Origin of the sequence: Dactylosporangium sp. CS-047395 (genome assembly GCF_050942185.1) — a bacterium.
Lineage (GTDB): Bacteria > Actinomycetota > Actinomycetes > Mycobacteriales > Micromonosporaceae > Dactylosporangium.
In genome coordinates, this window is the sequence record NZ_CP192015.1 from 5,993,172 (window position 1) to 6,015,702 (window position 22,531).

Annotated in this window: 18 protein-coding genes; 3 read left to right on the forward strand and 15 right to left on the reverse strand. The window is 73.7% G+C overall.

Annotated elements, in window-relative coordinates:
• Positions 1 to 2: 2 nt before the first annotated feature.
• From ACQP00_RS28235 to ACQP00_RS28275, 9 genes are read right to left on the reverse strand one after another with little or no spacing between them, the layout of a single operon-like run.
• Complete coding sequence (locus ACQP00_RS28235) at positions 3 to 1,040, reverse strand: glycosyltransferase family 2 protein (protein WP_433200140.1); 1,038 nt, start codon at positions 1,038 to 1,040, stop codon at positions 3 to 5.
• Positions 1,037 to 2,191, reverse strand: coding sequence for a 3-dehydroquinate synthase family protein (locus ACQP00_RS28240; RefSeq protein WP_433200143.1), 1,155 nt, complete (start codon positions 2,189 to 2,191; stop codon positions 1,037 to 1,039). The genes ACQP00_RS28235 and ACQP00_RS28240 overlap by 4 nt, the downstream gene beginning before the upstream one ends.
• On the reverse strand, positions 2,175 to 3,539 hold the full coding sequence (locus tag ACQP00_RS28245) for an AMP-binding protein (protein ID WP_433200146.1): 1,365 nt from the start codon (positions 3,537 to 3,539) through the stop codon (positions 2,175 to 2,177). The genes ACQP00_RS28240 and ACQP00_RS28245 overlap by 17 nt, the downstream gene beginning before the upstream one ends.
• Positions 3,536 to 6,787 carry a condensation domain-containing protein gene (locus tag ACQP00_RS28250; protein ID WP_433200149.1) on the reverse strand — a complete coding sequence of 1,084 codons (3,252 nt, stop codon included), beginning with the start codon at positions 6,785 to 6,787 and terminating at the stop codon, positions 3,536 to 3,538. The genes ACQP00_RS28245 and ACQP00_RS28250 overlap by 4 nt, the downstream gene beginning before the upstream one ends.
• Positions 6,784 to 7,305: an acyl carrier protein gene (locus tag ACQP00_RS28255; protein WP_433200152.1), complete on the reverse strand. Its 522-nt coding sequence runs from the start codon at positions 7,303 to 7,305 to the stop codon at positions 6,784 to 6,786. Before ACQP00_RS28255 ends, ACQP00_RS28250 begins: the two co-directional genes overlap by 4 nt.
• A complete protein-coding gene (locus ACQP00_RS28260) occupies positions 7,302 to 7,787 on the reverse strand; it encodes a phosphopantetheine-binding protein (protein WP_433200155.1) in 486 nt (161 codons plus the stop codon). The genes ACQP00_RS28255 and ACQP00_RS28260 overlap by 4 nt, the downstream gene beginning before the upstream one ends.
• Positions 7,780 to 9,471 carry an AMP-binding protein gene (locus ACQP00_RS28265; protein WP_433200158.1) on the reverse strand — a complete coding sequence of 564 codons (1,692 nt, stop codon included), beginning with the start codon at positions 9,469 to 9,471 and terminating at the stop codon, positions 7,780 to 7,782. The genes ACQP00_RS28260 and ACQP00_RS28265 overlap by 8 nt, the downstream gene beginning before the upstream one ends.
• On the reverse strand, positions 9,468 to 12,530 hold the full coding sequence (locus tag ACQP00_RS28270) for a non-ribosomal peptide synthetase (RefSeq protein ID WP_433200161.1): 3,063 nt from the start codon (positions 12,528 to 12,530) through the stop codon (positions 9,468 to 9,470). Before ACQP00_RS28270 ends, ACQP00_RS28265 begins: the two co-directional genes overlap by 4 nt.
• Positions 12,527 to 13,228, reverse strand: coding sequence for a hypothetical protein (locus ACQP00_RS28275; RefSeq protein WP_433200164.1), 702 nt, complete (start codon positions 13,226 to 13,228; stop codon positions 12,527 to 12,529). Before ACQP00_RS28275 ends, ACQP00_RS28270 begins: the two co-directional genes overlap by 4 nt.
• 126 nt (positions 13,229 to 13,354) lie before the next feature.
• On the opposite strand from ACQP00_RS28275, the gene ACQP00_RS28280 reads away from it, so the two are divergent.
• Positions 13,355 to 14,713, forward strand: a complete 1,359-nt coding sequence (locus ACQP00_RS28280) for a condensation domain-containing protein (RefSeq protein ID WP_433200167.1) — start codon at positions 13,355 to 13,357, stop codon at positions 14,711 to 14,713.
• A gap of 9 nt (positions 14,714 to 14,722) precedes the next feature.
• On the forward strand, positions 14,723 to 15,295 hold the full coding sequence (locus ACQP00_RS28285) for a hypothetical protein (protein ID WP_433200170.1): 573 nt from the start codon (positions 14,723 to 14,725) through the stop codon (positions 15,293 to 15,295).
• Positions 15,296 to 15,324: 29 nt separating this feature from the next.
• Here the strand turns inward: ACQP00_RS28285 and ACQP00_RS28290 are convergent, their stop codons facing one another.
• The 5 genes from ACQP00_RS28290 to ACQP00_RS28310 all read right to left on the reverse strand — a co-directional run bounded on the left by ACQP00_RS28290 (position 15,325) and on the right by ACQP00_RS28310 (position 17,794).
• A complete protein-coding gene (locus tag ACQP00_RS28290) occupies positions 15,325 to 16,140 on the reverse strand; it encodes a hypothetical protein (RefSeq protein ID WP_433200173.1) in 816 nt (271 codons plus the stop codon).
• Positions 16,134 to 16,322, reverse strand: coding sequence for a hypothetical protein (locus ACQP00_RS28295; RefSeq protein WP_433200176.1), 189 nt, complete (start codon positions 16,320 to 16,322; stop codon positions 16,134 to 16,136). The genes ACQP00_RS28290 and ACQP00_RS28295 overlap by 7 nt, the downstream gene beginning before the upstream one ends.
• A gap of 5 nt (positions 16,323 to 16,327) precedes the next feature.
• Positions 16,328 to 16,645 carry a PadR family transcriptional regulator gene (locus ACQP00_RS28300; protein WP_433200179.1) on the reverse strand — a complete coding sequence of 106 codons (318 nt, stop codon included), beginning with the start codon at positions 16,643 to 16,645 and terminating at the stop codon, positions 16,328 to 16,330.
• Positions 16,646 to 16,684: 39 nt separating this feature from the next.
• Positions 16,685 to 17,464: a hypothetical protein gene (locus tag ACQP00_RS28305; RefSeq protein WP_433200182.1), complete on the reverse strand. Its 780-nt coding sequence runs from the start codon at positions 17,462 to 17,464 to the stop codon at positions 16,685 to 16,687.
• Between the two features lie 63 nt (positions 17,465 to 17,527).
• Positions 17,528 to 17,794 carry a phosphopantetheine-binding protein gene (locus ACQP00_RS28310; RefSeq protein WP_433200185.1) on the reverse strand — a complete coding sequence of 89 codons (267 nt, stop codon included), beginning with the start codon at positions 17,792 to 17,794 and terminating at the stop codon, positions 17,528 to 17,530.
• Between the two features lie 556 nt (positions 17,795 to 18,350).
• Between ACQP00_RS28310 and ACQP00_RS28315 the strand changes: the two genes are divergently transcribed.
• Positions 18,351 to 19,925 (forward strand): ankyrin repeat domain-containing protein, encoded by a 1,575-nt coding sequence (locus ACQP00_RS28315; protein ID WP_433200188.1) that lies wholly within the window; start codon positions 18,351 to 18,353, stop codon positions 19,923 to 19,925.
• 262 nt (positions 19,926 to 20,187) lie between these two features.
• On the opposite strand, the gene ACQP00_RS28320 is transcribed toward ACQP00_RS28315, so the two are convergent.
• A complete protein-coding gene (locus ACQP00_RS28320; RefSeq protein ID WP_433200191.1) occupies positions 20,188 to 22,497 on the reverse strand; it encodes an Hsp70 family protein in 2,310 nt (769 codons plus the stop codon).
• Between the last annotated feature and the right edge of the window lie 34 nt (positions 22,498 to 22,531).

A 22,531-nucleotide genomic window follows, 5' to 3' on the forward strand; every position in this document is an offset into this window, starting at 1 on the left:
GCTCAGCCCCCGTACCGCTTGGCGGGTTCGGTGTCCCAGACGAACGCCGGGTCGTCGGTCCAGCCGAACCCGGTCAGCAGCCGGTCGGGCCGGCCGAGCTGCCACGCGGCCAGGAACTCGCCGAGGTCGAAGCACCAGTCCAGGCCCGCGCAGGCGATGGATTCGGCGAGCGAGCGCACGGTCGGGGCGTCCTCGCCGAGGCGCTCCCTGGCGTCGACGGCGAGCAGGACGGCGGCGACCGCGGGCAGCAGCAGCGGGCCGGCGACGGCGGTGGCGGACAGGGTGGTGACCCGGTTGAGCTTGAACCGGCCGCGGCCCGGGTGCACGTCGAGCAGCCACTGGCCCGACTTGCCGTAGGTGATGAGGCGGCGGCAGACGGTACCGATGGATTCGATGCTGCTCTTGTCGTGCACGACGAGCGCCTCGCGGTCGCAGACGATGGCGTGGCCCGCCTCGGTGAGCCGCAGCCCGAGGTCGACGTCCTCGCCGCCGACGACGGTCAGCGGCCGTTCGGCGAAGCCGCCGACCGCCTCGAACGCGGACCGGCGCACGGCCAGGTTGCAGGTGGTGGCCCAGCCGACCCGGCTCGCCTGCGACGGCCACTCGAACGCGGAATTCAACAGCTTGGAGCGGGACATGACGCGGAACACGGCGTTGTCGACGCCCTGCACGAACGTCGGCCCGGCGACCGCGCCCACGCTGTCGTCGGCGGCGCGCAGCGTCGCCACGTGCCGCTGCAGCAGCTGCTCGGTGGCCAGGCAGTCGGAGTCGATGAACAGGATCAGGTCGTACGCGGCGGCCCGCACCCCGTCGTTGCGTTTCGCCCCGACGTGCCGGGGGCCGCGCAGGTACTGGGCCTGGAAGGTGGCGCAGTGCTCCTGGTGGGCGCGGGCGTCGGCGGGCTCGGAGTCGTCGACGACGAGGATCTCGACCGGCTCGTCGCAGGCGGCGATGGCCGGGCCGAGGCTTTCCAACAGCCGGCGCATTTCGGCGACGCGGCCCTTGACCGGGATGACGACGGACAGTCCCTTGTCGCTCATACGGCCTCCAATGCGTTCATGGCGACGGATTCGAACGCGTCCATGACGGCCTCGACCGCGACCGGGACGAGCGGCGGGCCGCCGGCCGGGCCGGGTACCGCGTGGCCGATGCGGTCGAGCAGCACCATGAGGACCTCGCCGGGCGCGCACGGGCCGTAGCCGCGCTTGTTGTCGGCGGCGAGCACGGCGCGGATCGCGGCCCGGTCCAGGCTGTCGAGGCGGGCGGCGGCGTCGGGTAAATCCAACGGGGCTATGAGCCGGTGGTGGGCGGCCACGTCGGTGTCGGCGAGGCCGTGGCGGCGCCGGGCGACCTCGGCCGCGACGAGCATGCCCCAGGCGACCGCCTCGCCGTGGCGGATCGCGCCGCCGCTGACGAACTCGATGGCGTGCCCGGCGGTGTGCCCGTACTCGAAGATGAGCGCCCCGCCCCGTTCCCGCGGATCGGCGGCCACGTACGGCGCCTTGGCCTCGACCCCGACCTCCAGCAGCGCCCGCAGCGCCGCCGCCGGGTCGAGCGTCAGGTCGTCGAGGGCCCGCAGCAGCTTGGCCTCCAGGGCGGGCGCGGCGACCAGGACGTTCTTCACCATCTCGGCCAGCCCGGTCAGAAGGTCATGCCTCGGTACCGTCGACAGCCACGCCAGATCGCAGGCGATGAGGGCGGGCACGAAGTACGTGCCGGCCAGGTTCTTGCCGGCGCTCAGATTCACGCCCTGCTTGAGCGAGACGGTGGCGTCGAACGCGGCGACGGGTGTCGTCGGCAGGTGCACCAGCCGGGTGCCGCGGAACAGCAGCGCCGCGGCGAGCCCGGCGATGTTGCCGACGGTGCCGCCGCCCATGGCCACCACGGCCGAGCGGCGGGTCAGCCCGCGGGCGACCGCGGATTCCAACAGGTGTTGGACGGTCGGCAGGGTCTTGTGCCGCTCATGGGCCTCGACGGCGACGGGCTCGACCCGCACCCGGCGGCCGAGTTCGGCGGCGACGGCGTCGGCGTGCCCGCGGACCCCGTCGTCGAGGACGAGCAGGACGGTGTCGACGTCGCCGAGCCGGTCGACCACGGCGTCGGCGAGCGCGGGGGTGCAGCCGGTGCCGTAGAGGTACGGCACCGAGGCGTCGCCGAACGCGAGCCCGAGCTCCTCATACGGGGAGCGCATCGTAGTTCACCTTCCCGTTGGCCCGGCGCGGCAGCCGGTCGATCGCGGTCACCCGCACCGCGGTGCGGTGGATGCCGAGCGCGCGGCCGACGTGCGCCGCGACCTCGGAGGCGCGGGCGGCGGGCAGGCCCTCGCACCACACGAGAATCCGGTCGTCGCCGGCCAGGGCCGCGGCCGGCGCGAGCGCGGCGGCGGCGTGCTCGACGGCGTCGAGGTCGACCCGCACCCCATAGGCCTTGCCGATCCGGTTGAGCCGCCCGGACAGCCACAGGTGCCCGTCGGCGTCGAGCCTTCCCCGGTCGCCGGTCGCGAGGACGCCGCCGAGGTCGTCGCCGCGGGCCAGGTCCGCGGCGGTCTCGGCGTACCCGAGCATGATGGATTTTCCGTGGCAGACGACCTCGCCGCCGCCGGTGACGCTCAGGCGCATCCCGTCGACGGGCGGCCCGACGCAGCCGACCTTGGCCGGCAGGTGCTCGGGCGGCAGCACGCAGATCCGGGAGCCGGCTTCCGTCTGGCCGTACATCGGGTAGAACGCGGGCACCGCCGTGTTGAATTGCCGCACCAGGTCGTCGCGCAGCCGCCCGCCGGAGACCGACATGCTGCGCACGGACGGGCTGCTCACGGGCGTCCACGGCAGTCGCGACAGCAGTTCGAAGGTGTGCGGGACGCCGGTGATGGCGGTGACCCGGTGCTCGTTGACCGTGGCCCAGAAGCCGGGGTCGATGACGCCGCGCGGTTCGAGCACGACGGTGGCCCCGGCGAGCAGGTGGCTGTGCAGGACGCTGAGGCCGAGGGTGTGGAACAGCGGCAGACTGGTGACGGCGACGTCTTCGGCACCGATGCGCAGCGCCTTGACGATCGCCGTGGCGGCGGCGACGACGGCCGGCCCGGAGTGCCGCACGAGCCGGGGCGCACCCGTCGACCCGGACGTGGCGAGCATGAGGGCCAGGTCGGGGTGGATGTCGTCCGCGCCGCCGAACCGCGCGGCGAGCTCGCCGGCGGCGGCCGGGTCGCAGACGAGCACCGGCCGACCGGCGGCGCGGGCGGCCAGGTAGCGCAGCACGGAGGGCGCGTCGGCGCGCATGGGGCAGATGACGACGCCATGTTTCGGCAGGTCAGCGGCGGCGGTGAGCTGGGCGCCGGTGTACTGAGTGCCGGTGACCGCGTCGATCAGGCGGGCGCCGGGGCCGATGAAGCCGGTGGTCTCGTCGCTCGCCGCCGTCCGGGCGCCGCGGCCGATTACGCCGGTGGAATCGTCGGTCACCGGTGGCCTGGCGCCCGGGCCGGTGACGCCGGTGGTTTGGTCGCTTCTCGGGGTCGTGGGGCCCGGTTCGGTGCGGCTGGTCATCGGCCCGCTTCCTCGGCCAGGAGGCGGCGGACCTCGTCGTCGTCGAGCGCTTCGATCTCGGCCAGGAGGAGGTCTTCGACGGCGACGGCGAGTAATCCAACGGTTGTTGCGGTGAAAATCGTCCGCAGTGGTACCTCGATGCCGGCGCCCGCCCGCAGCCGCGCGACGACCCGCGTGGCGAGCAGGGAGTGCCCGCCGAGGTCGAAGAAGTCGTCGCCGGCGCGGATGTTGTCGACGCCGAGAACGTCCTGCCAGACCTCGGCGACGAGCCGCTCGGCGTCGGTCTCGGGCGGGCGGCCTTCGCCGGCTTCGGCGGCGACGGGCGGCAGGGCGGCGCGGTCGACCTTGCCGTTGCGGGTCATCGGGAGCCGGTCGAGCACGGCGTACGCCCTTGGCTGCAGGTACTCCGGCAGCAGCTGGTCCAGGTGCGCCCGGATCTCCGCCGGGGTGGGTGCGGTGGCGGCGTGGGCGGCGACGAGGTGGGCGACGAGCCGCCCGTCGTCGGCCGACACGACGGCGTGGCCGATGGCGGGGTGGGTGAGCAGGGCGGCCTCGACCTCGGCGGGTTCGATGCGGTAGCCGCGGACCTTGAGCTGCTCGTCGATCCGGCCTAGGAACTCGAACGCGCCGTCGTGGTGTCCGCCGTCGTGGTGTCCGCCGTCGTGGTGTCCGCCGTCGTGGTGTCCGCCGTCGTGGTGTCCGCCGTCGTGGTGTCCGCCGTCGTGGTGTCCGCCGTCGTGGTGTCCGCCGTCGTGGTGTCCGCCGTCGTGGTGTCCGCCGTCGTGGTGTCCGCCGTCGTGGTGCCCGCCGCTGTGGTGTCCGCCGTCGTGCTGTCCGCCGTCGTGGTGCGCGCCGTCGCGGTGCGTCGCGTCGTTGGCGTGGGGGCGGGTGCGATCGGATTCGTTGTGGTGTGGGCGGCGGCGGGCGCGGTCGCCGGTACGGTAATGCCGGACGCCGCCGATGTCGATGAATCGTTCTGCGGTCAGGTCGGGTTTGTTCAGGTAGCCGTCGGCGAGTCCGACGCCGCCGATGACCAGTTCGCCGGCGACGCCGTCTGGCACCGGGGCGTTGCCGAGGCCGATGACGTGGACGCAGGTGTCGTCGATGGGGTGGCCGATCGGCGGGCGGCCGTGGGTGTCGGCGGGTGTGAGGTGGGCGGCGGTGGCGATGATGGTGGCTTCGGTCGGGCCGTAGGTGTTGAGCACTTCGACGCCCTCGCCGACGTGGGCGAACCAGCGCTGCAGGGCGTCGGCGCGGACCTGTTCGCCGCCGAGGATGAGCAGCCGCAGGTTTTTGGGCCACGCGACGGTGGCGGGGTCGGCGCACAGCTCGTGCCAGTATGACGTGGGCAGGTCGAGGACGGTGATGCCCTGCCCTTGCGGGGTGGCGAGGAAGTCGGGGAGCTCGGCCCGGTTTCCGGTCGGGATGACGAGGGTGGCGCCGGCGGCGAGGCATGGGTACACCTCTTCGCCGAAGGTGTCGAAGGACGGCGACGCGAACTGCAGGACGCGGTCGGCCGGCGTGAGCTTGTACCGTTCGCGCATCCACTCGACCCGCGCGGCGAGCGCGGCGTGTGGCACGGCGACGGCCTTGGGACGGCCGGTCGATCCTGACGTGTACATGGCGTAGGCGACGGGTGGCACGTGCTGGCCGGTGCGTTGTTCGATGCCGTCGGCGGTGATGACGGCCCCGGCGCCACTGTCGGCGAGCTGCTCCTCGATCCGCCTCGCCGGCGCGTCGGGGTCGAGGGGCAGGTATCCGCCGCCGGCCCGCCAGGTGGCGAGCAGCGCGACGACGAGGTCGATGCCGGGGTTGAGCCGGACCCCGGTGAGGCGTCCGTCGAGCTGCGCCGCCATCGCGCGGACGCGGGCGTCGAGTTCTGCGTAGGACAACGAATCGTCGCCGCATACCAGTGCGGTCGACGTTGAAGAGAAGTCGATGAGATCCAACAATCGCCGGTCCACTGTGGACCGGCTACATTCCCAGGAACCCTGTTCTGAGGCGGCAAGACCAGTGTATAGCTCCGACAGCCGGGCGCCAGGATCGTTGGCAGCCAAACGAATCAGCTCGCCGAACCGGCGCACGAGCACCGCCACGGTGTCCGCGTCGAACAGCTCCCGCCGGTACTGGGCGACCACTTTCAACTCAGCACCCGTGACGCATTCGAGCGTGAGGTCGAACTTGACCGCACGGTGGCCCGGGTCGACGTACGACGACGAAATCCCCGGTAGCGAAAGGCCTTCGTCCGGCGATCCACTGTGGACCACCAGCATGGTGTCGAACAGTGGGGTGCGGGCGGGGTCGCGGCGCACGTCGAGGCGGGCGATGAGGTCCTCGAAGGGCAGCTCCCGATGCTGGTACGCCGCCAGTGCCGTGGCCTTCACCCGCCCCAGCAGCTCGCGGAACGTGGGGTTGCCGGCCAGGTCGCCGCGCAGGACGACGGTGTCGAGGAAGTACCCGATGAGCGGCTCGGCGTCGGTCCGGTCGCGGCCGCTGACCGGCGAGCCGACGCTGATGTCGTCCTGGCCGGTGGTGAGGCCGAGCAGCGCGAGATACACGGCCAGCACGGTCATGAACGGGGTGGTCCGGCCCGCCATGGCCAGGGTCCGCAGGTCCGCGGCCCGCTCCGGGCCGAGTTCGAAGCCGTCGAAGCTTCCCTCGCTGCCGCGCCGGGCGGGGCGGGGCCGGTCCGTGGGCAGTTCCAGGACTGGCGCGCCGGCGAGCTGGTCGGTCCAGTATGCGAGGGTCGCCGCTCCGTCCGGGCGTGGGAGTGCGGCCAAATCCGCGTACTGCGTGACCAGCGGCGGCAAATCCAACCCGGCGTAGAGGGCCGCCAGCTCGTCCCGCAGCAGCCGGAGGGACCAGGCGTCGGCGACGATGTGGTGCAGTACCAACACAAAGATGTGCTCGTCGGGTGCCGTGCGCAGGATCGCGGCACGGACCGGCGGCGCCGCCGTCAGGTCGAACGGGGTGTTGGCCAGTGTTGTGATATCCAACGCGTCGAGGATTGGCACGTCTGGGCGCCAGTCGTCGAGGATTTCCTGCACCGGGCCGGCGCCGTCGAGCGGGAACCGGGTCCGCAGCGCGCCGTGCCGGGCCACGACCGCCCGCAGCGCCGCGGCGAGCGCCGGGGCGTCGAGGGGGCCGCGCAGCCGGTACGCGAGCGGGATGTGCCAGTCCAGCGCGTCCGGGTCTACCTGGGCCAGGAACCACAGGCGGCGCTGGGCCGGGGTGACGGGTGCCCTCATCCGTGCGACTCCACCGCGGCCGTGGAAGCGGCGACGGCATCGGCTGCGTGCGAACCCACCACGGCGGCGACAGTGCCAGCTGCGTGCGACTCCACCGGGGCCGCAGGGTCGGCGACGGTACCGGCGGCATGCGATTCCACCGCGGCGGCCAGGTCGGCGACGGTGCCGGCTGCGTACAAATCCACCGCGTCGTGGACGGTACCGGCCGCGTGCGACTCCACGCCGGCGGCGGTTCCGGCTGCGTGCGACTCCACCCCGGCGGCGGTACCGGCCGCGTGCGAATCCACCGCGGCAGTGCCGGCGGCGTGCGAATCCACCGCGGTGGCCAGGTCGGCGACGGTGCCGGCGTTGAAGTACTCGGCCAGCGGCAGCTCGACCCCCAGCCGCTCCCGCACCCGGGCGGCGGTGCGGGCGATGAGCAGCGAGTCGAATCCGAGGGCGAACAGGTCGTCCTCGGGAAGGACCGGGCGCTTGAGCACCTCGTCGACGATGGCGTACACGGCGCGGGCGGTGGTCATCGGCGCGCGTTGTCGATGGTCTCGGCGATCGCCGCGAGGGACGGGGCCGACAGCAGGTCGCCGAGGGTCAGGTCGGCCTCGAGGCGCTCGTTGGTGAGGTCCAGCAGCAGCGCGGCGGTCATCGAGTCGCCGCCGAGGTCGAGGAAGTTGTCGTCGGCGGCGACCCGGGTCCGTCCGAGGGTCTCGGCCCAGATCTCGGCCAGGTCCTCCTCGGTCGGGGTGGACGGGGCCCGGAAGGTGTGGCTGCCGGGGCCGTCGAGGTCCGGGTCGGCGGCGGGCAGCGCGTCGACGGCGACGAGTACGTCGGGCAGGTCGGCCCGGTCGAGCGCGTCCCACAGGTGGTCGCGCAGGTCGACCGGGGCGGCGGCGAGGCCGGGGACGACCGCGAGGACGCGGCGGCCGTCGGGGGCCCGCTGGGCGGCGACGTCGGTGACGCCCGGGTGCTCCCGCAGCAGTTTGACGGCGTTATCCAACTCAGACATGTGAATCCCTTTCCACGATGTACTGCGCCAGCTCGGCCACGCTCGGCGCCTCCAGGACGGCGATGGTGTCCACGTCGACGCCGAGCCGTTCGCGGGCGGTGGCGGCGATCCGCGTGGCGGCGAGCGAGTCGCCGCCGATCTCGAAGAAGTTGTCGGCCGCGCCGACCGCGCCGGTCTGCAGCACCTCGGCCCACACGGCGGCGAGGCCCCGTTCGAGCTCGGTGCGGGGGGCGACGAATTCGGCGGCGCCGGGCTCGTCCAGTAGCGCCGGCAGGTCCCGCTTGACGACCTTGCCGGCCTCGTTGCGGGGCAGGTCGGCGACGAGTCGTACCACGGCGGGCAGCTCGGCGCGGGTGAGCTGCTCGGCGGCGTGGCGGCGCAGGTCCCGTACCGTTGCGTCGTCGTGTCCTTGTTTGAGCACGACGAACGCGGCCACGATCTCGCCGAGGACCGGGTGGTCGGCGCCGCAGACGGCGGCCTCCGCGACGGCCGGGTGGCGGGTGAGGACCTGCTCGACCCGGCCGGTGGAGACGTTGAACCCGCCGACGATGACGACGTCGGAGGCGCGGCCGGTGAGGAACAGGGTGCCGTCGGCGTCGAGGTAGCCCAGGTCGCCGGTCCTGGTCCAGCCGTCGTTGACGTCGACCGTGCCCGCGTCCAGCAGCTCGCGGGGCGGTGCTCCACCGGCGCGCAGCCACACCTCGCCGGGGGAGCCGGAATCCAACTCGTCGCCGTCGATACCGGTGATGCGGATGGCACTGGAACCGACCGGCCGGCCGACGGCCTCGGGGCGGGCGGGGTCGAAGCGGGTGGCGACGCGCGCCGGGTACGTCTCCGTCGACGTGTAGAAGTTGTGGAACGCCGCGCTGGGGAACAGGGCGGTGAGGTCGGCCATGATCGGTACCGGCAAAGGGGCTCCGGAGAAGCTGACGCCCTTGACGGTGGGCATCGGAGTCGCCTCGCCCGGCGCGGCGCGGACCAGCCAGTGGCCCATCGCGGGGACGAGGCAGACGGTGACGGCCCGCTCGCGGGCGGCCATGGCGGTGAACCGGGCCACGTCGAAGGTGGGCGTGGCGAGCAGGGTGTGCTGGCCGCCGACGCAGTTGAGCAGCACCGCCTGCGCGGCGACGGACCCGACGGGCAGGGCGTGCGCGCACGGCTGGTTGGCGCGCTTCGCGGTCGGCCAGGCGACCTGGGCGCGCAGCAGGTTGGCGTGGGTGGCGACGACGCCGCGGGGCCGGTCGGTGGTGCCGGACGTGAACACGACCTCGGCCGCGTCCTCGGGTGCGACGCTCGCCGCCAGGGGTTCCCGGGGCTGGCCGGCACCGAGGTCGTCGCCGGCCCTGACCACCTTCGCCACGTGGTAGCCGTCGGCGATCCGGGCCAGTTCGTCCGCGCCGAACCGGGTGCCGACGAGCAGGGCGACGGCGCCGAGTTTGAGGGTGCCGAAATAGGCGATGGCGTACTGCGGCCAGTCCGCCCCGCCCAGCGCCAGCGCGACCCGGTCGCCGTGGCCGACGCCGTGCTCGCGCAGCCCGCGGGCGAACGCGTCGGAGCGGGCGTCGAGCTCGGCGAAGGTGAGGGTGCGGGCGCTGGCGTCGGGCGAGTCGCCGTCGAGGACGATGGCGGGCCGGTCCGGAACGAGCCGGGCCGACTGGCGCAGCAGATCGGGCACCGTCCTCATGAGACCTCCTCGCGCGGTCGGATGGCCGGCTCGGCCTGATTTGGCGTGTGGAGCGACACCGGCCCGCCGCCACCGCCGGCGCGCAGCCGGGCGGCCAGTTCGGCCGGGGTGGGTGCGTCGAACACGTCGAGCAGGGTGACGCCCCCGCCGAGGCGGGCGGCGAGGATGGCCGCGAGCAGCGAGTGCCCGCCGCTGGTGAAGAAGTTGCTGTCCGGGCCGAGGTCGTCGCGGCCGAGCACGTCGCGGAACAGCGCCACGACGGGATCGGCGTCGGGTGCGTCGGGTGCGTCGGGTGCGTCGGGCGCCGGTTCCTTCGTCGCGACCGGGGCGGCCGGTGGCTCCGGGAGGGCCTTGTGGTCGACCTTGCCGTTGGCGTTGCGCGGCAGGGCGTCGAGCGGGACGAGGTCGGCGGGCACCAGCCAGTACGGCAGGTGTTCGCGCGCGAAGGCCCGCACCGCGTTCAGGTCCACGTCGGCGGGCTGGAGGTAGCCGACGAGGCGCCCGTCGCCCTGCGGGTCGCCGGCGAGGACGACGGCGGCGGCGGTGACGGAGGGGTGGCGTTCGAGGGCGGCCTCGATCTCGCCGGGTTCGATCCGGCGGCCGCGGAGTTTCACCTGCCGGTCGGCCCGGCCGAGCAGGGTGACGGTGCCGTCGGGGCGCCAGGTGGCGAGGTCGCCGGTGCGGTACAGGCGGCCGCGGTCCGGGTCGTCGACGAACCGCTGGGCGGTGAGGTCGGGCGCGCCGGCGTAGCCGCGGGCGAGGCCGGTGCCGCCGATCCACAGCTCGCCGACGAGGCCGGGCGGGGCGTCCTGGCCGTGCTCGTCGATGACGTGGAACGACGTCTCGGCGATGGGCGCGCCGATGCTGACCGGGTCGGCGACGCCGGGGCCGATCCGGGCGCTGGAGGACCAGATGGTCGTCTCGGTCGGTCCGTACACGTTGTAGAGCACGCACCCGGTCCGCAGCAGCCGCTCGGCGAGCGCGGCGTTGAGCGGCTCACCCCCGCACAGCACCCTTCTCCCCCGCAGCCCGCCGCTGGCCGGACTGGTCGAGCCGGCGGCGAGGCGCCAGATGGTCGGGGTGGCCTGCACGATGGCGACGTCGTGCCGGGCGACGAGGTCGAGCATGAGCGCCGGATCGGTCTGGGCCTCGTCGGGTGCGACCACCGCGCCGCCCCCGTAGGCGAGGGGGAGGAACAGCTCCAGCGCGGAGATGTCGAACCCGAACGTGGTCAGCCACAGCACCCTGTCGGTTGCCGAGACGTCCAGTTCGCTGGCGAAGTGGCGCACCAGGTTCGCCAGGGCCCGGTGCGGGATCTGCACACCCTTGGGCCGGCCGGTCGACCCGGAGGTGAAGATCACGTAGGCGAGGTCTTCGTCCCCCACATTCTCCAACCCCGCCACGACCGCGTCAACGTCCACAATGGACTCGCGAACGACGATTCGGCCATCGACCGTCGCCTCGGCACCCGCCCGGGCAAGCTGATCGTCGAGCCGGGCCGGCGGCTGCCGAGGGTCGACGGGCAGGTAGGCCGCCCCGAGCGACCAGACGGCAAGCACCGCGGCCGCGAGGTCGGGCCCGCGCGGCAACGCCACCGCGACGACATCTCCCCGGCCGACGCCCCGCGCGACAAGCCCGCCCCGAACCGAGGCGGCCCGCGCCAGCAAGGACCGTCGCGTGTGGACAGTCCCATCGGCGTCGATCAGCGCCGGCTCGTCCGAACTGGAACGCCCCGCGATCAACGCCGCCACAGAAACCGACGGCACCGGCACGACGGCACGCGTCACCGCCAGCCGCTCCGCGGCAGTCCACATCGGCAGCGAAGCGAGCGGACGCTGCGGATCGGCGGCCGCGCCCGCGAGGAGGAGCTCGAACCGGTCGGCGAGGGACCGTACCGTGGCGTCGTCGTGAATCTCGGTGCTGTAGACGGCCTGCAGCGCGACCCGCCCGGCCGAGCGCACCACGACGAACTGCACGTCGTGCCGATCGGCCCCGAGGTCGACGGTCACCCAGGACGCGTCCGGCAGCTCCCCCGGCGCCGCGTTCTGCGCCGCCGGCAGGAAGTTGAACATGTGCCGGAACAGCGGCGAGCGCCAGGTCCCGCCCGGCACCTCCCCCAGCAGATGCTCGAAGGACACGTCGGCGTGCTCGATCGCCTCCACCATCCGGTCCCGGACCTGCGCCGCCAGCGCGGCGAATCCGCCGGTCAGGTCGACGGTCAGCCGCAGCGGCAACGTGTTGATGTGATATCCAACAGCGGTTGGATTACCGGGCCGCCGCACGTTCGCGGGCACCCCGATGACGAGGTCGGGGCCGGCGCCGTGCCGGGCGAGCAGCGTCGCGTACGCGGCCAGCAGCACCATGTTGTCGGTCACCCGCAACCGCGACCGCAGCCGCGCGACCGGCGCCGGATCGAGGTCGCGCTCGAACCGCGCTCCGGCGAACGTGGGCCGGGCCGGTTCCGGCCGGGCGGAGGCGAGCGCCAGCCGGGCGGGATCCACGCCGGAGAGCCGATCCAGCCAGTACCGCAGACTCTTTTCCGACGCCGGCGACTCCGAGAACGCCTCGCTGACCGCGGCCGGTTCAAGTGGGATCCCGTTGGCGAGCCGGTGGTAGGTGGTCGCGAGGTCCGGCAGCACCACGCCGCCCGACGCGCCGTCGAAGACGATGTGGTGCGAGACCAGGCACAGGACGCTGCCGCCCTCGTCGAGGGCGATGCCGTACACCCGCAGCGGCAGGTCGGTCTCGAGGTCGAACGGCCGCAGCGCCAGCTCGGTGAGCACCGTCCCGAGTTTCGCGGCGGACGCGCTGAGGACCGCGACCGGAACAGTGTCGGACGGCGGGGCGGCGACGGAGCGATAGGGCACCCCGTCGCGCTGGGGGAAACGGGTGCGCAACGTGGGGTACCGGCGAAGAATCTCAGCGGTCGCGGACGTCAGCGCGGCCGGATCGAGCGGCGCGGAGGTGCGGATCGCGAGCGGCTGGTTGTCGACGGCGACGCCCGGGGCAAGGCGCTGGAAGAGCCATAACGCCTCCTCCTTGCGGCTCAGCGCACTCATCGCGGCATCGCCGCCCGGGCGGCGCCGGGCTCGGCCAGCAGCCGCTCCTGCGGCACGTCGAGGCGCAGCTGGGGCCGGTCCGCGAGCGCGGCGGGCAGCTCGTGGTCACGGGAGAGCACGACCAGGTCGGGGGCGAGCCCGTCGAGGCCGGCGGCGCGGCACATCGCGAGGTACCGCAGATTCGCGCCCACCCGCGCGCACAGCTCGCCCGCGATCGAGTCGGGCACGCCCTGCTCGCCGAGGACCTTTCGCGCGACGACGCCGTAGCGCTCGGCGAGTTCGTCCGCATCGCCGCCCGGCTCGGGTTCGGGCTCGGCGCCCATCCGGCGCACCGCGTCGGCGTAGTGCTCGGCGATCGTGCGGGCGGTCACGGCCACGGGGTCGAACAGCACCAGCCGCCCGCCCGGACCGGCGAGGGCTCCGGCGAGGGCGCCGCCGGCGCAGAAGCCGAGCGCGGTGTGAAAGTTTCCCAGGGCGGCGCTGCGCTCGCGCCAGGCGGCGAGGTGTTCGCGCGGGTCGCCGGGGCCGGTCGGCCAGCCGGTCTCGTCGGTGCCCCAGATCGCGCAGTCGCCCGGCAGGTGCGGGGCCAGGTCGCCGAAGTTGGCCTGGGCCCGGACCTTCGCCAGGGTGAAGTCGACCGCCACCACGGTCCGTGCCTTGGACGCACTGCTGAGCAGGCGCCATCCCCCGATCGCCACGCCGACGACGGTAAATCACCCATTAGGGTGACGTCGAGGGTTTCGGGCACTTCGACTTTTTTCGAAACTTCAATGTCTGTCCCGGGCCTTGACAATGCGCGCGGGGCCGGGCAAGGCTTTGTGACCATGAGTCGGGGTGCCTCTCGGCTGGCGCGTAGTCAGGAGGCGCTGTGGGAGTTCGTGTCCTGCTTCGCGCCTGCCGATCCGGGCGTGCTGGGCTACAACGTTTTCGAGATCACGACCTGGCATGAGTCGGTTGACGTCAATGCGTTTCGTGCTGCCGTCGCCGATGTCGGCGCGCGTCACGATGCCCTGAGAATGGTTTTCGATTCGATCGACATCGAACCGTCGATTCGTTTTCCGGACATCGTCGAGCCGCCGGTTGCGTTCACCGACCTCACCGCCGAGCCGTCCTCGCGGCGCGGGCTGCTGCGCGGCAGCATCCTCGGGTACGAGCGCGGCCGGCCCTTCAATCTCCAGACCGGTCCACTGTGGAGTGTCGTGCTGCTGCGCGAGGCGCCGGACCGGCACACCGTGGCGGTGACGCTGTTCCACCTGATCGCCGACGGCTGGTCGACGAGCGTGCTGCTGCGGGACCTCAGGGCCGCGTACCGGGCGCGGATCGGCACCGGCCCGGCCCTGCCGCCGCTGAAGCTGTCGTACGCGGCGGTGACGGCGGCTCCGGACCTCGGCCCGGCGGATCGGCGCCGCCGGGACGAGTTCTGGCGGCGCACCCTGTCGCCGTTGCCGTCGCGGTGGCCGTTCGCGCGCTCGGGTGGTACACCTGACGTGACGGCGGAGGCGACGCTGGGCCTGCCGATCGAGCCGGACCTGATCGGGCGGCTGCACGCGTTCGCGCGGGCGCAGCGCATCACGCCGTTCCTGCTGTACCTGGCCGCGTACCGGATCCTGCTCGGCGCGCGGACCGGGGAGCCGCGGCTGGTGCTCGGCACGGCGACGGCGGGCCGCGACGAGCCGGGCGCCGAGGACCTGGTCGGGCAGTTCACGAACAACGTCTACATCGCGACGAGCATGGGCCCCGACACGACGCTGCTGGACGCGATCGGCCTCGTCCGGGGCGCGATGTACGACGCCGTGCGGCACACCGCGTCGTTCACCGAGATCGCGCGGGCCGTCAACCCGTCCTTCGACGGCGAGCGGCCGTGGCCGTTCCTGCTGCTGTACCACTCCTGGTTCCAGTCGGCCGCGCCCACCACCGACCCGCCGCCGGACCGCCGCGAGCACCGCTCCCGCGCGCGCAAACCGGCGGGCACCGTCCTCGACGAGCGGGCCACGATGCTGTGGTCCAAGCGCGGCGAGCCCGGCCTGATCGTCCGCCACGACCGGCGCGGCGCATCGATGAACTACAACCCGACCATCTACCCGCGCGCGGACATGCTCGCGACGCTGGAGGGCTACACGGCCGTGCTCAGCGCCCTGCTCGCCGACCCGGATCAGCGCATCGGCGAGCTCAAGCTGCCGTAAGCTGGGCCGATGTGGTGGATCGGCGGCTCGCCGTGCTCGGGCAAGAGCACGGTCGCGGCCATGCTCGGCGGCCCCGTCTACTCCTGCGACGACGCGTTCGACCGGCACGGCGGCCCGACGTTCGACCGGGTCCGGGCAATGAGCGTCGGGCAGCGCCTGGCCCAGCCGATCGAGGTCCAGGTCGAAGAGCAGTTCCAATTGTACCGCGAGCAGTGGCCGCAAATCCTCGCCGAGCTCACCGCACCGTCGATTGTGGAGGGTGCGGCCCTGCTGCCGGAGTCGCTCGCCGGCCACGGGGTGCCCCGCGACCGCGCCGTGTTCGTCGTGCCCACGGCGGAGTTTCAGCGTCGCCTGTACCGTCGCCGCTCCTGGGTCTGGACGCTCCTTGCCGCCACCGCCGATCCCGAGGACGCGTTCGACCGGTGGATGCGGCGGGACGAGACCTTCGCGTGCATTGTGGCCGACCAGGCGCGAGACGCCGGCTATCGGGTGGTCACTGTGGACGGTTCGGAGTCCGCGGCCGACCTGGCGACTGCGGTCAGCCTGCTGCTCGCGCCCGAGCATGCACCGGGGACACCTTGACGGCACAGCGACGGCGCGGCGCCTTGCCGTCAGCGTGCTGGTCGCGGCCGGGCGTGCAGCCGGGCCGCGATGACTGAGCCGAGCGCGTAGGCGGCCAGGACGAGGAACACCGGCGCGTCGGGGTTCACGTCATCGCGGATCCCGAAGCTGTCCGACCAGGTGAGGCCCAAGCCGCCAACACCGAGCGACGTCGGCATCCACAGCGGCCAGCCCGCCAGATCGTACGGCGAGAACGGGTCCCCGAAGTACCGCAGCGCATAGCCTATGTCGGCGGCGGCGAGCGAGCCCCCGATGCCGGCGATCCAGGCCCACCGCTGCCGGCCGTCGCGGACGAGCAGCGCGGCGACGGCCAGCGCAATCATGAGCAGCCAGCCGAACACGATGACCTCGCGGGCCGTCTTGTCGAAGGTGACCGGCCGACCGGCACCCAGGTCGTAGGCCAGGACGTACAGCGCGCCGCCGGGCAGCGTCACCGCCGGAATCAGCAGCGCGATCGGCACCCGGCGCGGCACGAACCGGCCGCCGACGACCGCCATGAACACCGCCCCGACGAGCGGCCCGACCACCGGGAGGCAGGTCGCCGTCAGCCCGACGAGGACCGCCGCGACCGGCAGCACCACGAGCAGCCGCACCCCGGACCAGGCCTGGCGGGCGGCCGGCACGAGCGAGAAGCGGCGTACCCGGGGGCGGGTCGCGGCCAGGCTGAACGCGAACGTCAAGGCCCGCCAGTGCCGCCCGGCCGCGGCCAGCTCGTGCACCTCGGCCGACCACTCGGCCAGCATCTCCCCGCGCAGCTCCCCCGGCCAGCGCTGGCCGGCGAGGCGCAGCAGCAGCCCGGTCACCACGCCGGCCGCGCTTCGCCGGTCACGCTCGGCCCGTCCACCTGCGCACGCAACTCCGCGACGCCCTGCCGCGCCGCGATCACGTCCACGGCGGTGCGCACCCCCGTCACCACGCCTTCCATACTCGGCCCGTCCAGCTGCGCGAGGCCCTGCCGCGCCGACGTGACCCTCTCGGCCGTACGCACCCACGTCACCACGCCGGCCGCGTCTCGCCGGTCACGCTCGGCCCGTCCAGCTGCGCACGCAACTCCGCGAGGCCCTGCCGCGCCGCGATCACTCCCTCGGCGGTGAGCCGGTAGAAGCGCCGCGCGGGCCGCCCGGCCGCGACCGGGTCGATGTCCTCCCAGCGCCGCTGCAGCCAGCCGGCCTCGGTGAGCCGGGTCAGGATCGGATACAGCGTGCCGCTCGCCAGCCCGGCCGCCTGCATCAGCTCCAGCCCGTAGTGGTCGTCCTCGGGCCGGGCGAGCAGGGCGGCGAGCACCCTGGCCGTCGGCACGGTGATCCGCATGCGCTTACTATATCGCCGCTCTACATAGGGTCAAGCCCTTCAGTCCATGTCGTGCTTCCAGCCGTGGATGACCTCGGCGTCGAACCGCTCGGCCAGCGCTCGGGCCTCGTCCTGCCGCCCCGGCGGGACGAGGAGGTCGACGGTCTTGTGGTGCTGCACGCCGTACCGGCCGCGGACCGCACTGGTGAACACCAGCCGCGCCGGCGCGCCGGTGACCTCGACCGCGTGCAGGGTGCCGCCGGCCGCGAGCGCCGTGTACCGGCCGGGTTTGCGCAACACCCCGTGCGCCCCGATGCGCACCTCGCCGGAGTCGTCGTCGGCCAGCCGCAGCGAGACACTGCTCAGGTACGCGATGACCAGCATGACCGCGGCGAGGACGAACAACACGCCGCCGACTCCGGCCAGCGCGATGTCCCCGGCGGCCAGCCCGATGAGGGCCAGCAGCACCGCGAGCCCGATGGTCACGTACAGCCCGATGAGGCTCCGCCGCAGCCGCGCCGCCTCGACCTGCTTCGCCGCGGCCCACTCCTCCCGGCTGTACGGCCAGATCGCCCACGCCCGCCCGTCCGCGAGCCGCGCGTAGTCGCGCAGGTACCGCCCCGGGTTCATCACCAGCGCCGTGATCCCCAGCGTGAGCACCATGAGCGCCAGGATCGTCCCGGGCACCAGCCAGTTCACGAGCGTCACCACCCCCGGCTCGCCGTCGTCGCCGAGCGTCAGCCGCAGCAACCCCCACATCGCGACCCCGAACAGCGGGAACCCGCCCAGCACGACCAGCAGCAGCGCGCGCAGATGCTCGATCGAGAACACCTTCGTCATGCCGCCCGACGGTAGGCAACCACGGCGATCAACACCAACCACGGACGCCAACCGGACACCGGCTCAGCCCGCCTCGGCCGCCAGCAACTCCTCGAGCGCGGCGGCGACCTGCTCGACGGTGGTGTTCACGAACAGCATCGACAGCGGCACGTCGAGGTCGAGCGCGGCCCGGAACCGCGCGGCGACCCTGGCCGCCAGCACCGAGTGCCCGCCGATCGCGAAGAACTCGTCGTGCACCCCGATCCGCTCGATCCCGAGCACCTCCGACCAGACCTCGGCCACGAACTCCTCGGACGTCGTGCGGGGCAACTCACCGTCGGGCACGGACACGCCCGCCAGCATATCGGTCCCCGGCGATCCACCGCGGCCCCGGTCACGGCCCTGCAGCGCGCATCGTTACGGCCCGCAGTGCGCGGTCACGGCCCGGCGGCGGGCGCGGTTACGGCCTCCGCGACGCGCGCAGCGTTACGGCACCGCAGCGCGCGTGGCGTTACGGCCCGGCAGCGCGTGGCGTTACGGCGCGCGGTTGCGGTCGGGCGGCGGGCGCGGCTAAGGGTCCCTGACGCGCGTGGCGTTACGGCCCCCGCGGCTAAGGGTCCCTGACGCGCGTGGCGTTACGGCCCCCGCGGCCGGTGCAGCGCTACGGCCGGTGTGGGTGCTACGGCTGGTTTGGCGCTACGGCGGGTGTGGGTGCTACGGCCGGTGTGGCGTGAAGGCCGGGGTGTGGCGCTACGGCTCCGCGGCGGGTGCGGTTACACTGGGGTCCGGCTTCCAGGGAGCCGCCGGTCCGCGGGAATGGGCGCAGCCCACCTGGTGCGAGCACCTAGCAACACCCTCGCTTCCTTTCGGCCTGAACGCGGACACAGGCAGACGAGAGGAGGCCATCGTGCCGACCCGAGGCATGCCCGAACGCCCCAACCTGGAGCGATTCCGCCGCCTGGCGCGCACCCTGCAGCGGTCCGTCCGCGCGGGTGAGACCGGCGCCGTGCAGCGCATCACCGCGCTCCATCCTTCTCCGGTACCCCCACTGCCCACCTTCCCACTCAGCGCCGCCCTGCTCGTGGTGGCCCGCGAGTACGGGTTCGCCAGCTGGCCCCGGCTCACCCGCTACATCCGGACCGTCGCCGAGCACGGCTGGAACACGAGGCTCGGCTCGGTCGCGGCCGCCGACCCGGCGGACGAGTTCTGCCGGTTGGCCTGCCTGACGTACAGCGGCGAGGACGGCCCCGACCGCTGGACCCGGGCCCGCGACCTGCTCACCCGCCACCCCGACCTGACGAGCGGGCACATCTGGGCGGCGGCCGCGGCGGCCCGCCCCGACGACGTGCGCCGGCTGCTCGCCGACCGTCCCGACCTGGCCTCGACACCCGGCGGCCCGTTGCGCTGGCGGCCGCTGTTCTGCCTCGTGTACTCCCGGTTCGACCCCGGCGTGCCGCAAGCCGACGTGCTGGCGGCGGCCCGGGCCCTGCTCGACGCCGGCGCCGACCCGAACGACGGGTACCTCTTCGACGGCCTCCCCTCCCCCTTCACCCTCCTCACCGGTGTCTTCGGCTCCGGCGAACAGGGCCGCCACCGCCAGCCGACGCAGCCGCACTGGCGCGCCCTGGGCCGGCTGCTGCTGGACGCGGGCGCGGACCCGAACGACGCGCAGACGCTGTACAACCGGATGTTCGAACCTGACGACAGCCACCTGGAACTGCTCTTCGAGTATGGTCTCGGCACCGGCGACGGCGGCCCGTGGAAGGCCCGGATCGACACCCTGCAGACCCCGGCGCAGATGCTGCGCATCCAGCTGCGCTGGGCGGTCGAGCACGGCCAGGCGGCCCGGGTCCGCCTGCTGTCCGCGCACGGCGTCGACGTGGCCGCCCCGTTCACCGACGACGGCCCGCCCTGGGCCCCCGGCGACGGTCGCACCCCGCTGGAGCTGGCCGAACTGTACGGTTCCTCGGAGATCGCCTCCTTCCTCGTCGCGCAGGGCGTGCCGCGGCCGGCCGCCGATCCGGCCCACGAGCTGATCGCCGCGGTGTTCCGGGCCGACCGGTCCACTGTGGAGCGCCTGACCGCCGCGCACCCGGGTGCCGCGACCGAGGCCAAGCGCCGCCGCCCCGGCCTCATGGTGTGGGCCGCCGGCCGCCCCTCAGCGGACGCCGGAGGCGACGATGCGGCGGCCTCGGCAGCCGCCGCCGTGGCCCCGACCGCGGTCGTCGCGCTGCTCGCCGAGCTGGGGTTCGACGTCAACGCCTACGGCCGCGGCGACGCCCCGGCCGACGGCGCCTGGGAGACCGCCCTGCACCACGCCGCGGCCAACGGCGACGTGGCCCTGGCCCGGTTGCTGCTCGACCTGGGCGCCGACCCGGCCCTACACGACCGCCGCTTCGACGGTACCCCGCTGGACTGGGCCCGGCACTTCCAGCAGGAGGCGACGATCGCGCTCCTGACGGCATCCGCGCCCGGTGGCTGATCCGCTGCCGTGTTCCATCCTGTCCCCCTTCGCTCGCTCCTACACCCTCATCGGATCGAGCGGCCGATTCGGTTCACGGCGGCGCCAGGAAAATTCGCGCGGTCACATTGGCGCGACGGACGCACGGCAAACGCGGCAGATGAGGGATGGGCACGACGACGCCGCGCGCGGCCACGGCGCCGCGGCGAACGCGGCGCGAACGCGGCGAACACGCGTCGACCGCGGCGGATGAGGAATCGGCGCGACAACGCCGCGCGCGCGGTCACGGCTGCCCGGTGCCCTTACGGCGAGCATTGCGAACGAGTGAAGGCACCACGACGCCGGCGGACGCGCCGATGGCGAGGACGAGCCAGAACCACGGGTGGCCGTTAGAGTTAGGTTCGAGGCCGATGAAGGTGTACCAGTACCAACTCTGCACCATCGGCGCGATGCGATCCTCGGACTGCTCCCAGGCCGCCTGGACGAGCAGCAGGACCGTGAGCCCGGCGATCAGCGTGAACCCGACGCGCGACGCGGCCGTGTGGACGGCGGGGTCGCGCACCACGGCGGGGCGCAGCAGGGCGGCCAGGGCCAGGCCGGCGGTGAGCATCAGGGTGAGTCCGAACAGGAACCCGCCCCACCAGGCCAGCTCGCCGCCGGAGCCGAGCAGCCCGCCCAGCGGCTGCATGTCCTCCATGCCGTCGCCGTCGAGGGCGGCGTAGGGCAGGCGGACCGGGCTGTTGCTCGCGATCACCAGCACCGCCCCGGCCGCGGCCCACGTCGCGAACCAGCGGGCCCGGCCGGGGCGGGACGGTGTGAGCGGGTCGGCGGTGTGCGGCCGGGCGATGCGGTACAGCACGGCGAGGAGGGCCAGGACGCCGGCGACGGTGAGGATCCATGGGCCGGCGCCGGCGTACTCGTGGTCGCCGCCGGAGTTGCCGTTGCCGTCGATGGACAGGGCGTCGTCGGGTTCGTGGGTCAGGGCGAGCACCAGCAGCCCGAGGACGCCTCCGGCGGCGGCGACCACGGCGGGACCCAGCGCCCGGTACGCCGGTCCGCCCGGGTCGCCCGGCCGCCCGCCCACCACCACGGCCGTCATCATGGCCAGCAGGACCAGCACGGAGGCCGGCTGCAGCGGGGTGAGCAGTCCGGACACGAAGGGCGGGGACACCTGATCGTACGTCTCGCGCAGCAGCAGCGACAGGGCCCCCAGCCCGGCGACGACCGCGAACGCGATGACCGCCCACAACCCCGGCAACCGCCGCGGCACCGCAGCCTCCGGCACCGCAGCCTCAGCGTCCGGCGATGACGATGACGATGACGGCGGCGGCGAAGTCGGAGCAGCCGGCGGCGGCGAGACCGGCGCGGCCACCGCAACGGCAGTCCGCGACGCCGAACCGTTCCCGGACACCGAGACGAGACCAGCCGCGGGCGTCGTCTCAAACCCAGCGTCGAACCCACCGCCCGGCGCAGCGGACACCGGGGCAGCCGACACCGGGGCGGCCGCAACAGCGAAGGCAGCGGTGGCCGGGGCTTCCGCCAGGAGGCTGCCGTGCGCGACGACCAGTTCCGGCTGTTCCAGAATCACCGGCGCGATCCCGAGCGCCTGGTGCAGCAGCGTCGCGACCAGCGGAACCCGGCTGCCGCCGCCCACCAAAAACACCCCGGCCAGCCGCCCCGCGGTGACGTCGCTGGCAAACAACGTCGCGGTCGTCAGGGCGATCGTCCGGTCCAGCCACGGCCGCGCGAGGGCCTCGAACTCCGGCCGGGTCAGGTACAGGTCGACGTCCAGCAGCGGAATCGCCATCGCCGCCGTCGTGGAACGGCTCAGCAGTTCCTTGGTCGAGCGGGCGTCCTCCCACAGGGCCCGGCGGTGGCGGCGGTCGGCGACCGTGGCCGGCTGTTCGAGGCGCTGCCACACCTCCGGGTTGCCGGTGGCGATCCCGGCCCGGATGCGGTCGATGATGGCGGCGTCGAGGTCGATGCCGCCGACGTCGTCGAGGCCGTTGGCGGCGGCCACGTGCCAGCCGTCGCCGGTGCGGCGGACCACGCTGATGTCGAACGTGCCGCCGCCGAAGTCGTACACGACGACGGCGTGGCCGTCGGGGACGCGGTGGCCGAGGACGCCGGTGAAGTACATGGCGGCGGCGACCGGTTCGGCGACGAGGGCCGGCGCGGGCAGCCCGGCGGCGGTGGCGGCGTCGGTGAGCAGGGTGCGGCGGGTGGCACCCCAGCCGGCCGGGTGGGTCAGGACCGTCGCGCCCGGCGGGCCGCCCAGCGTGCGGGTGGCCTCCTCGGCGACGCGGCGCAGGATCGCCTCGACCAGCCGCGGCACCGGCACGTCGTGCCCGTTGAGCAGCACGCTGCCGTCGTCGATGCGGCGTTTCGGGTGCGGCTCGTACGCGCTGGGCTCGATCCGCGCGCTGCGTTCGGCGTCGCGGCCGACGAGCAGGCCGTCGGCGCCGAGGTACACGGCCGAGGGCAGCAGCGGCGAAGCCTCGAACAGCAGGGCGTCGGCCCGGCCGCCGTCGCGGGCCAGGACGGCGACGGTGTGCGAGGTGCCGAAGTCGATCCCGAGCCGGGCGGTCTGCATGATCGTTCTACCTCCAAGACGACGTCCACCGTGT